This window comes from Henriciella sp., assembly GCF_049649345.1.
GTDB lineage: Bacteria > Pseudomonadota > Alphaproteobacteria > Caulobacterales > Hyphomonadaceae > Henriciella.
Genome location: NZ_JBARZC010000108.1, coordinates 1 through 10,675, shown reverse-complemented (window position 1 = coordinate 10,675; position 10,675 = coordinate 1). Strand labels below are relative to the sequence as shown.

The following is a 10,675-nucleotide window of genomic DNA, read 5'->3' as shown; positions in this document are numbered from 1 at the left end:
TATAGCACGAGAAACTGAACGCCAGACAACGTGAAAGGCTCCTACTGTATATGGGGCTGGTGTTTCGCAGTTTCGAGAGCGGGCCGCTGCCGGATTAAATCCTTGCGAGACGATGGACCGGCTCTGGCACTTTCGGGCAGGTGCGCTAGCTTACAATCAGGAGGTCGTCATGGCTCACCGCTCACCTTTGGCTCTGGTCGTTTTCGCAGGCTTGCTTGGCGCGTGTGGCGGGGGAGGCGGCGGCGGGAATGGCGGCGGCAGTCCGACGCCTCCGGTAAACCAGGCACCTGTCTTCACTTCGGCCGCGACGACGAGTCTTGAAGAGAACGCGGCAGGGGTATTCTACACCATCGAGGCGAATGACCCGGATGGCGGCGCGGTCACGCTGAGCGTTGTGTCAGGCGGGGATGAAGCCAGTTTCTCGATCAATCTGACCACAGGCGACATCTCACCCGACACTCCGCTCGACTTCGAGGCTCCGGCTGATGCAGACACCGACAACGTCTATGAGATCACAGTCCGGGCAACCGACAATGAGGGGGCGGCGCGCGATCTGGCTCTCTCCGTGACGGTCACCGATGTGGCCGAGGATGGCGTGATGGAGGTCATCGGCTCAGGCTTTACCCAGCCGCTCTATATCGAGCCGATACCGGGCACAGCCCTGCTGGCTGTTGTTGAGAAAGGCGGGCTGATCCGCACGCTCGATCCGGCCACCGGCACGATTGGCGGCGTTGCGGTTCTGGATGTGTCAGGCGAGGTGTCGACCAATAGCGAGCGCGGCCTGCTCGGCATGGCGTTCTCGCCTGGCTTTGCGAGCGATCGGACGTTCTACGTCAACCTGACGAACACCGCCGGAAATACCGAAATCCGTCGCTACCAGATGATGACCGGCTCCAGCACGCAGGCTGACCCGGCCACCGCCGACATCATCTTCACGGCAGCGCAACCAGCTGGCAATCACAATGCCGGCTGGATCGGCTTTTCCAATGCAGGGCTGCTTTACGTGCCGCTTGGCGATGGCGGGGGCGGCGGTGACCCGGATGAGAATGCGCAGGATGTGAACGAGGTGCTGGGCAAGGTGCTGCGGCTCGATATCAGCGGCGATGATTATCCGGCAGATGATCTGCGCGATTATGCGATCCCGCCAAGCAATCCGTTTGCCTCTGGTGGCGGGAGGCCGGAGATTTTCGCGATCGGCGTGCGCAATCCGTTTCGCTGCAGCGTCGATGCAGTCACCGGCGATCTCTTCATTGGCGATGTCGGCCAGAATGCGATCGAGGAGATCGACCGGTTGCCGCCCGATGGCGCGGGCGTAAACTTCGGCTGGGACACGCGCGAAGGCACACAGAGCTTCGAAGGCCCCGACGATCCGGCTTTCACAGATCCGGTCGCCGAGTATGGCCATGGCTCAGGCCCGTTCGAGGGCAATTCGGTGACAGGCGGCCTGGTCTATCGCGGGCCGGTGGCAACCATACAGGACCATTATGTGTTTGCCGATTTCGTGTCGGATAACTGGTGGTCCATCCCGGTCGATGATCTCGTCAATGGATCGACTGTGCCATCTGGCCAGTTCCAGCGGCTCAATGACCTTTTCCCGCCAGACACGGGGACACTGTCAAGCATCGCCGCCTTCGGGCTCGATGCGGACGGCAATCTGCTTGTCGTGAGTATTACGGGTTCGGTTTACAGGCTCAGCGCCGCGGCGCCCTGAGCGGGCCGATCAGCCAAGCTTGCCGCGCGGCGGATAGTCTTCCTTCTGGATGAATTTCACGCCTTTCAGCACATCCTCGAAGTGCGGGCGTGCAAACGGGATGGTCTGGATCCAGCCGGCATAGAAGGTCGTGCCCTTGAACAGCAGGATGGCCGGTTCGCTGAACACATCCGGTTCCTTGTCGCTGATTGCGTCTGAGACGTAGAGGCCGAATTTTTCGGCAAAATCCTTCTCCAGACCATAGGCGACCGGCACGCTGCCAAGCTCCCAGTCTTCGTGTGATTTGCTGGCGCGTTCTTCTGTGTCCATGCTCGCAGACACGACACCGATGCCGGCGTCTGCGAAGTCCTGAAGCACGGTTTTCAGGTCCTGGAGCTGGCTCTTGCAGACCGGGCAGTGCAGGCCGCGATACGCGACGATGATGGTCCAGTCATGGTTTTGCCGGGCAAGCTGCCACTGCGTTCCGTTGATGAGATTGAGCGAGATGTTGCCAGCGTCCTGGCCCGGAGTGATGCGCGACATGGCTGTCCTTGTAGGTGGGTTCGCAGGTGCAACGGACGCCTGCGCCAACCGTTCCGGGGCGCGGGCAGGGGCCAAGAAAAAAAGCCCGCAGCGCGGGGCTGCGGGCTTTCCAAAATCAAGCGTGACGCCGATCAGGCATCTTCAGTGCCGAACATGGCTTTGACTTCAAGGAATTCCTCAAAGCCGAAATCGCCCCATTCGCGGCCTATGCCGGACTGTTTGTAGCCGCCAAACGGCGCAGAGAAGTCGGGGCCTGCGCCATTGATGTGGACATTACCGGCGCGCATCTGGTTGCCAACTTCGCGGGCATGTTTCGGATCGCCCGACTGCACATAGGAGGACAGGCCGTAGACCGTGTCATTGGCGATGCGGACAGCGTCTTCCTCAGTGTCATAAGGCAGGATGCAGAGCACCGGGCCAAAGATTTCCTCGCGCGCAATCGTCATGTCGTTCGTGACATTGGCGAACACGGTCGGCTTGGTGAAATAGCCCTTGTTGAAGCCTTCGGGGCGGCCTGTGCCGCCTGTGACCAGGGTTGCACCTTCGTCGATGCCTTTCTGGATCAGGTCCTGGACCTTGTTCCACTGATTGCCATTGGAGATCGGGCCCATGGCGCCTTTCGGGGCGTCTGCGCCTGCGCCAACCTTGACCTGTTCGGCGGTTGCCTTGGCGATTTCCATGGCCTGCTCCTGCTGGTCGCGCTGCACGAGCATGCGGGACGGGGCGTTACAGGACTGGCCGGTATTGGTCATCATCTGCATGACGCCGCCGGCGATGGCCTTGTTAAGGTCGGCGTCAGGCAGGACGACGTTCGGTGACTTGCCGCCCAGTTCGAGCGCGACACGCTTGACGGTTGGCGCGGCCGCCTGGCTGACAAGCACGCCAGCCCGGGTCGAACCGGTGAAGCTCATCATGTCGATGCCAGGGTGCTGGGACATATAGGCGCCAACGCCTGGGCCGTCGCCATTGACCAGGTTGAACACGCCCGGCGGGACACCGGCATCGTGGAAAATCTCAGCCACGATCATCGCATCGAGCGGCGCGATCTCGGAGGGCTTCAGCACCATGGTGCAGCCTGTCGCAATCGCCGGGGCGACCTTGCAGGCAATCTGGTTCTGCGGCCAGTTCCACGGGGTGATGAAACCGCAGACGCCAATCGGCTCCTTGCGGATCGTTGTTCCGCCGCGCTGCTCTTCGAACTGGTATTCGCGGAGGATCTTGGCGGCCGTCATATAGTGACCCATGCCAGCGGGAACCTGAGCGGCATTGGCGAGCCACATCGGCGCGCCCATCTCGTCGGAGATCGCTTTCGCCATGTCGCTGGCGCGGGCCTGAATGCCGGCGGCGATCTTTTCGAGAAGCTCTGCGCGGAACTCCACAGACGTCTGCGAGAACGACGCGAACGCGTCCTGCGCCGCTTTGACAGCCTTGTCGACATCGGCCTTGGAGCCGAGCGAGATACGCGCAAACGCTTCTTCCGTGGCCGGGTTCTCGACCTCGAGCGTGCGCGGTTCGACCGGGTCGACCCATTCGCCATTGATATAGAATTTCAGATAGTCCTGCATGTCTTCCTCCGTACGGGCTGTCTTGTCTGCCAGTTATTTAGGAGGCTCAGCCGCCAATTGAAAGCACTACCGCTCCGTCACCCCCGAATGAATTCGGGGTCAGGTGGGCTGTGGAAGAATTGAGCGCCAGTCAGCCGGGTGTTAGGTCAGGTCGTGCCAATGCACCGCAGGAGGATCGTTGCATGCTGAAAATCTGGGGCCGGGCCGACTCGTCGAATGTGCAGGCGGTGATGTGGGGGATTGGCGAGTTAGGTCTCGACTATGAGCGGCTCGACATCGGCCAGCGTTTTGGTGGCACGGACACGCCTGAATTTATTGCGCTCAATCCGAACAGGACCGTTCCGGTCCTTCAGGACGAAGACGACCTCGTGATCTGGGAGTCGGCGGCGATCCTCAGGCATCTGGCACGCAAATACGCCCAATCCCCCTTCTGGCCTGATGCACTCGACGGCAGGGCCCGCGTCGATCAATGGGCCGAATGGGCGAAGGTGAATGTCGCTGGCAGCTTCACCGTGCCGGTTTTCTGGCGGGTGGTGCGGACCGCGTCGTCAAAGCAGAATCCTGACGCGATCGCAGCTGCGCTCAACTATCTCGGAAAGTACCTCGATATTGCCGAACAGCAGCTGTCAGAGCACGACTTTCTCGCGGGAGACCAGTTCTCACTCGCCGATATCATGATCGGCCACGTGCTTTACCGTTATTTCGACATTGAGATCGACCGTCCGGACAGGCCAAGTCTTGCCCGCTACTATGAGCGGCTCAAAGACCGGACCACCTTCCGCGAGCATGTCATGGTGTCTTATGAAGCGCTGCGCGTCAGCGACTGATCAGCCCGGCCGGCCGGCGCCTGTGAGGCCGCGGCGGGTTTGCAGATAGGTGGCAAAGCTCGCCAGCCAGTGGCTGCCGGAATAGTGCTCGTCGGAAACAGAGGCGATGCCGGTTTCGCGATGGATTTCGGCGGCGGCCAGCAGGCTTTCCCGGCGTGGATCGTCTTGCGGCAGGCCAGCGGCGATGCCTTCAAGCGCCCAGGCGCGCGACAGGTTTACCCCGTCGAGATGGACGAGTTTGCCATCTGTCGGGTCGAGCACGATGCCGGGTTCGAGCCAGTCAGCGCTGCCATCCTCCGGCAATTGCGGCAGGAAAGCGCTCAGCCAGTCTGCAAAGGCGGCCGGCTCCAGGATGCGGCGCATGAGGTCGGCTTCCATCAGGCAGGGCGACAGGAAGTCTTCGCCTGACGGTTCGTAGCCGAGTGGGCAGTCGACGTCTTCGAGATGGAAGGCGCGGATCTTCTCAGTGAGAGCCTGTTCAAACTCCGCATTCCCGACGGTGCGGGCATAATCCAGCATCAGGCCGAAGGCGAACGCTGTCTGGTTATGGGTGCCGAGCCGGATCGGATAGGAGAGCTTTGGCAGCCAGTCCATCGTGTTCGCAACGATCTCGTCTTCGAGCGGGCGGAGCGTTTCGCGCCATTCGGCAAGCTGCGGGTCGTCGCTTTCTTCAAGTTCGGCGGAGAGCTGGAGATACCAGGCGATGCCATAAGGCCGCTCGAAGGAGGCACGGTCTTCGCCCTGGAAGTAATCAAGTTCGCCAGCGAGGGTCTCCGCCGTGAAGCTTTTGGCGAGCGCTGCACGGATGTCATCGCGCAGGACGCTGTCAGGCGCGGTATTGAGGATGCGGGTGAGCAGCCAGTGGCCATGAACCGATGAATGCCAGTCGAAACAGCCATAGAAGGCGGGCGTGAGCTCGCGTGGGGTACGCGCATCTTCGTCCGATTGCATCAGATGGCTGATCTTGTTCGGATATTCGCGGTGGACACAGTCGAGCGCAAGACGGGCAAACCGGTCGGTTAGCGACAGCGCCTGTTCGGAGGCCTCTGTCATCTCGGCTTCGCTCTGGTCTGGCGCTGCATGGGCAGGCAAGGTGAGGAGCGCCGCAGAGGCGAGCGCGATCTTGAAGCAGGCCTTGAGCACGGGGTCGGGTTTCCTCTTTGCGTCACGCTCAGAACGCTAGTGGCAGAGCAGACCCCGCGCAAGAAAAACGGCCGACTGCCTGTTGCCGAACCGCCGGTTGGCAAAGAAGCTCTGGGGAGCCTCCTAGCGCTTGCGGCTGCCGAGGATGCCGCGCAGCACATAGCGGGTGATGTCGCGGGCGAGGGTTCGGGTTGCGGTCTTCACGGCGGCCTCTGTCGGGGTCTGGCGGCGTGAGCGGGACTTTGTCCGCTTTTTCTTTTTTTCGAGCTCGCGTTTGGCCTTTTCCTCTTCCTTGGCAAGGCGGGCGGCTTCCTTCGCGGCGTCTTCTTCCTTTTCCAGCAGGATTTCATAGGCCGACTCCCGGTCGATGACCTCATCATAGGTGCCGGCGACGGGGCTCTCGGCCATGAGCGCCTTGCGCTCCTTGTCGGTGATCGGGCCAAGACGCGAAGAGGGCGGGCGGATGAGCGTGCGCTGGACGACAGATGGTGCGGCTTTCTCGTCCAGCGTCGAGACGAGCGCCTCGCCTGTTCCGAGCTGCGTGATCACCTCTTCGGTGTCGAAGTCCGGATTGGGCCGGAAGCTATCGGAAGCGGCGCGCACGCCCTTGCGCTCGGTCGGCGTGTAGGCGCGCAGGGCATGCTGGATCCGGTTGCCGAGCTGGGCGAGGACGCTATCGGGCAGGTCGCGCGGGTTCTGCGTGACGAAGAAAACACCGACGCCTTTCGACCGGATCAGGCGGACCACTTGTTCGATTTTGGAAAGAAGCGCCTTTGGCGTGTCCTTGAAGAGCAGATGCGCCTCATCAAAGAAGAAGACGAGCTTCGGCTTGTCCGGATCGCCGACTTCCGGGAGCCGCTCGAAGAGTTCCGACAGCAGCCAGAGCAGGAAGGTCGAATAGAGCTTCGGCGAATTGATGAGGCGCGTGGAATCCAGAATATTGACCGCGCCGCGGCCATCCGGCGTGGTGCGGATCAGATCCATCAGGTCGAGCGCCGGCTCGCCGAAGAATTCCTCCGCGCCTTCGCGCTCCAGCGTCAGCAGGCTGCGCTGCACGGCCGAGAGCGAGGAGGTCGCGACATTGCCATAGCGCAGCGAGACGTCATCGCGGACTTCTTTCTGGCCAAGATGGATGAGCAGTTTCTGCAAATCCTTGAGGTCGAGCAAGAGCAGGCCTTCATCATCGGCATATTCGAAAGCGACGTTGAGCACGCCTTCCTGGGTTTCTGTCAGGTCCATCAGGCGCGCAAGTAGCGTCGGGCCCATCTCGGAAATGGTGGCGCGGACCGGATGGCCCTTCTTGCCGAACACATCCCAGAACACGACCGGCGTGTCGTGATAGGTGTAATCCTCAAAGCCGATCTTGGTCGCGCGCGAGGTGAACGCCTCGTGCAGCTTGCAATCTTTGGTGCCGGATTTGGCGAGGCCCGACAGGTCGCCTTTCACATCGGCGCAGAAGACCGGCACGCCGGCGTTTGAAAACCCTTCAGTCAGGATCTGCAGCGTGACCGTCTTGCCGGTGCCGGTCGCGCCAGCGATGATGCCATGCCGGTTCGCCCGGTTGAGGAGCAGGCTCTGGTCCTCATTCTGTTCTGCGCCGCCGCCGCCGACATAGATTGCGTCTGCCATATAAGTGCTCCCTGACCCGACATTCGGCGGAAAGCTAGACGCAATCGGGCCGCGGCGCAAAGTGGCGAATGACCGTGTTCGAACCGCTTGGGCTCTGGCAGCCGCAAGGTGCACTATCCCGGCTGTCGTTGGAACAAATCGAATGGCTATGGTCTGGATCTTCAGACAAAGGAGGCTTTTATGTCCAAATCGAAAGCGTGGATGAATTTCGAAACCGACCAGCACGGCGAGGTCTATAGCCGCTACCAGAAACTCTATGACGCGGTCGACGCGCTGGCAGCCATTGCATTCATCATCGGCTCGGCGCTATTTTTCAGCGAGTCGACGCAAACCGCTGCAACATGGCTTTTCCTGATAGGGTCTGTCCTGTTCGGGGTACGGCCCATGATACATGTGTCGCGCGATTTTCATCTGGCCCGGCTGCCTGCGCCGAGCCATTCGGGGGAAGAACAAGGCGAATGACAAACCGCTCAGCTGCCGTTGCCCTTTGGATCATCGCCACCGGCGTGATCATCGCGCTGCTCTATCTTGGCCGGTCGATCTTTGCGCCCTTCGCGCTCGCCGTCTTTCTGTTTCTTGTGATGGAGGGCTTTGCCCGCGCGATAGACAGCCAGCTGAGCTTTGTGAACCGGACGCTGAGCCGGATCGTGTCCATCTTCGGCGTGCTGATCGGTTTTGGCGCCTTTATCGGCCTGCTGGCCCAGGGCATTGCCCAGTTTGGAGGGCAGGCGAGCGATTATGAGCAGAAGATCAATGAGCTGATCGCCGACGTCTATGGCCTCGCTGGCATGGACGCCGCACCGACGCTGACCGAGATCGTGTTCAATGATACAGGCCAGCGCTTTGTCGGCACGATTGCCAATGCGACCGGTGATCTTTCAGGCGATCTTGTCGTGATCCTGATCTATGTCGCCTTTCTCTATATTGCCCAGTCGGCCTGGTCGCCAAAGCTCGACCGGCTGTTCCCCGAGACCGAACAGCGCGAACAAGTGCGCCTTGTCGGCGATGCGGCCCGGCGCGGGATCGAGACCTATCTGTGGACGCAGACCGTGATATCCGCCCTGATCACCGGGCTCACCTATGCCACCCTGCTGATCCTCGGCGTCGAGAATGCGCTCTTCCTCGCGGCGCTGATTTTCGTGCTCAACTATATTCCGACCATCGGGTCGATCGTCGCGGCCTTCGTGCCGCTGCTCTTTGCCCTGGTCCAGCCGGAGGTTCCTGGCTGGGTCCCTGCAACGGGCATCAATGAGAGCTATGTGTTTGCGGCCATCGTGTTTCTGGGCGTCAGTTTCTGGCAGTTCATGATCGGCAATTTCGTGCAACCGCGCATCATGGGCGAAACGCTCAATCTTTCAGCGCTTGTTGTTTTGCTGTCGCTTGCCATCTGGGGCGCGATCTGGGGCATTCCGGGCATGTTCCTGTCGGCGCCGCTGACAGTCCTGCTCATGATCCTGTTTTCTCAGTCGTCTTCGACGCGCTGGATTTCCATTCTGCTTTCGGCAGACGGCAAGCCGGCGAATTTCGTTGCAGACCCGGTTCATCCGGATCTAAAGCTCGGTGCAGAATCTTCTGCTGATTAACCTTGGAATAATCTCGGCGACGATACATATATCTGTTCCGCAGCGTGTACTTGATCGCTGCAAGACAACCAGGCCTCCGCGTGCGTCCCCCCACCCAGCCTGCGGAGATGCCTGTAGGGCCCGTCAGACACGTCCCCGTTTGGCGGGCCCGTTTCTTTCTGATTTCACAAAAAAATCGAGCAGGAACAGGGCTTTGGCTGCCGGCTAGAGCGTGTCGGCCATGAAGTTGCGCACCGCATCTGCGGCCAGTGTGAACTGCGCAAAATTCGCCTTCGACGAGGACAGGGTCGAGAGCTGCTGGACCAGGTTCTTGCGCGCTGATTCGCGCTCCGACAGCCAGTCCTCGACCGTGCTGGAGCCCAGAATCTCGGCTGTTGCATCGGTCTGATGGCGGCGCAGGTCCTCGATGAGGCGACGTGTCGCAAGGCGCTCCCAGTAGGAGGCGTCATCAAGATTGCGGTGGGCTTCAGCGCGAAGCCGGTCGAGGCGCAGCGTTTCGCCCAGTTTCAGATAGCCGGCAAGGGCAGCATCAATATCAGCCTTGCTGGCGGTGCTGATCGTGACAAGATCGACCCCGAGCGGCAGAAGCGGCATGAGCGCGCCGCGCGCGGCGAGATGGTCTGGAATGCCTGCCGATGACAGGGTTCCCGCGCGCCGGCGAAGCAGCGCGGCTTCATAGCCCGACACCGCATCTGCAAGCGTCTTGTCGAGCAGCTCGAAGGCCGGCTGGTAGCGCTCGACCGCGTCGCGGATCGCGAGGCTTTCTGCGCGGCGCAGCAGGTTTGCGGTCACATCCATGATCGCATCGGCGCCGAGCTGGTGCAGATTGGTCTGCACATTCGCGCTCACCTGATTGTCCAGTGCGTGGATGGAGTCGCGGTAATGCTGATAGGAGAGCAGCTGGCGGGCCGCTTCAAACGCCCGGCAGATCTCCGCATTTGCCGCATTGGTGTGCTCACGCAACCGCAAGAGCATAAGCGGGCCGCCGGCATCGATCAGCCGGTTTGCGAGCACGGTCGCGATGATTTCACGCTTCAGCCTGTGGGCCTGCATCGCATCATCGAATGTGTGCAGCTCGTCCGGGAAATAGGCGGCCAGCGTCTCTTCGAAGAAGGGATCATCCGGCACATCCGAATCGACCACATCATCGAACAGGGTGATCTTCGACCAGGCCATCAGGACGGCGAGCTCCGGCCGGGTCAGCCATTGCTTGGCCTCGCCGCGTTCGCGCATTTCCGATGTCGTCGGCAGGCCTTCGACGGCGCGGTCCATCACGCCGCGGTTTTCGAGATAACACATCAGGCGTTCATTGGCTTCGTGATCGCGGGCGGCGGTCGATTCCGCAAGCGTCAGCGCGCCCGTCTGGCTGTAATTGTGGGCCAGCACATGCTCTGCCACCTGGTCGGTCATCGAGGCGAGGAGGTGATTGCGCTCGCCGCGCGGCAGGCTGCCCTGGCGCATGGCTTCGGACAGGAGGATCTTGATATTGACCTCATGGTCGGAGCTGTCGACGCCGGCGGAATTGTCGATGGCATCGGTGTTGAGCCGCCCGCCCTTCAGCGCAAACTCGATCCGCCCGGCCTGTGTGAGGCCGAGATTGGCCCCTTCGCCGATGACTTTCGCTTTCAGGTCGCGGCCATTGACGCGGACCATGTCATTGGCGCGGTCGCCTGCGTCGCCATGGGTCTCGTGGCT

At 61.3% G+C, this 10,675-nt stretch carries 9 protein-coding genes; 4 read left to right on the top strand and 5 right to left on the bottom strand.

What is annotated here, in order from left to right:
• Positions 1–169: 169 nt before the first annotated feature.
• Positions 170–1,711 (top strand): PQQ-dependent sugar dehydrogenase, encoded by a 1,542-nt coding sequence (locus tag WA989_RS02730; RefSeq protein WP_424338991.1) that lies wholly within the window; start codon positions 170–172, stop codon positions 1,709–1,711.
• Positions 1,712–1,720: 9 nt separating this feature from the next.
• Here WA989_RS02730 and WA989_RS02725 read toward each other — a convergent pair whose 3' ends face one another.
• Positions 1,721–2,233 carry a redoxin domain-containing protein gene (locus WA989_RS02725; RefSeq protein ID WP_424338990.1) on the bottom strand — a complete coding sequence of 171 codons (513 nt, stop codon included), beginning with the start codon at positions 2,231–2,233 and terminating at the stop codon, positions 1,721–1,723.
• Between the two features lie 131 nt (positions 2,234–2,364).
• Positions 2,365–3,798 (bottom strand): aldehyde dehydrogenase family protein, encoded by a 1,434-nt coding sequence (locus WA989_RS02720; RefSeq protein ID WP_424338989.1) that lies wholly within the window; start codon positions 3,796–3,798, stop codon positions 2,365–2,367.
• 182 nt (positions 3,799–3,980) lie between these two features.
• Between WA989_RS02720 and WA989_RS02715 the strand changes: the two genes are divergently transcribed.
• On the top strand, positions 3,981–4,625 hold the full coding sequence (locus tag WA989_RS02715; RefSeq protein WP_424338988.1) for a glutathione S-transferase family protein: 645 nt from the start codon (positions 3,981–3,983) through the stop codon (positions 4,623–4,625).
• Here WA989_RS02715 and WA989_RS02710 read toward each other — a convergent pair whose 3' ends face one another.
• Together WA989_RS02710 and WA989_RS02705 are read right to left on the bottom strand one after the other, a co-directional pair.
• Positions 4,626–5,768: a DUF2891 domain-containing protein gene (locus WA989_RS02710; protein ID WP_424338987.1), complete on the bottom strand. Its 1,143-nt coding sequence runs from the start codon at positions 5,766–5,768 to the stop codon at positions 4,626–4,628.
• Between the two features lie 123 nt (positions 5,769–5,891).
• Positions 5,892–7,397, bottom strand: coding sequence for a helicase HerA-like domain-containing protein (locus WA989_RS02705; protein WP_424338986.1), 1,506 nt, complete (start codon positions 7,395–7,397; stop codon positions 5,892–5,894).
• A gap of 180 nt (positions 7,398–7,577) precedes the next feature.
• Here WA989_RS02705 and WA989_RS02700 point away from each other — a divergent pair, with 180 nt between their 5' ends.
• Entirely contained in the window at positions 7,578–7,859 is a 282-nt protein-coding gene (locus WA989_RS02700) for a YrhK family protein (protein WP_424338985.1), read from the top strand.
• Entirely contained in the window at positions 7,856–8,980 is a 1,125-nt protein-coding gene (locus WA989_RS02695; protein WP_424338984.1) for an AI-2E family transporter, read from the top strand. The genes WA989_RS02700 and WA989_RS02695 overlap by 4 nt, the downstream gene beginning before the upstream one ends.
• 204 nt (positions 8,981–9,184) lie before the next feature.
• On the opposite strand, the gene WA989_RS02690 is transcribed toward WA989_RS02695, so the two are convergent.
• Positions 9,185–10,675: NAD-glutamate dehydrogenase domain-containing protein (locus tag WA989_RS02690; RefSeq protein WP_424338983.1), on the bottom strand; the 1,491-nt coding region annotated here is incomplete at its 5' end.

Coding starts and splice junctions, on each gene's coding strand:
- WA989_RS02695 (WP_424338984.1), top strand. CDS start 7,856: ATGACAAACCGCTCAGCTGCCGTTGCCCTTTGGATCATCGCCACCGGC.
- WA989_RS02705 (WP_424338986.1), bottom strand. CDS start 7,397: ATGGCAGACGCAATCTATGTCGGCGGCGGCGGCGCAGAACAGAATGAG.
- WA989_RS02715 (WP_424338988.1), top strand. CDS start 3,981: ATGCTGAAAATCTGGGGCCGGGCCGACTCGTCGAATGTGCAGGCGGTG.
- WA989_RS02700 (WP_424338985.1), top strand. CDS start 7,578: ATGTCCAAATCGAAAGCGTGGATGAATTTCGAAACCGACCAGCACGGC.
- WA989_RS02730 (WP_424338991.1), top strand. CDS start 170: ATGGCTCACCGCTCACCTTTGGCTCTGGTCGTTTTCGCAGGCTTGCTT.
- WA989_RS02725 (WP_424338990.1), bottom strand. CDS start 2,233: ATGTCGCGCATCACTCCGGGCCAGGACGCTGGCAACATCTCGCTCAAT.
- WA989_RS02720 (WP_424338989.1), bottom strand. CDS start 3,798: ATGCAGGACTATCTGAAATTCTATATCAATGGCGAATGGGTCGACCCG.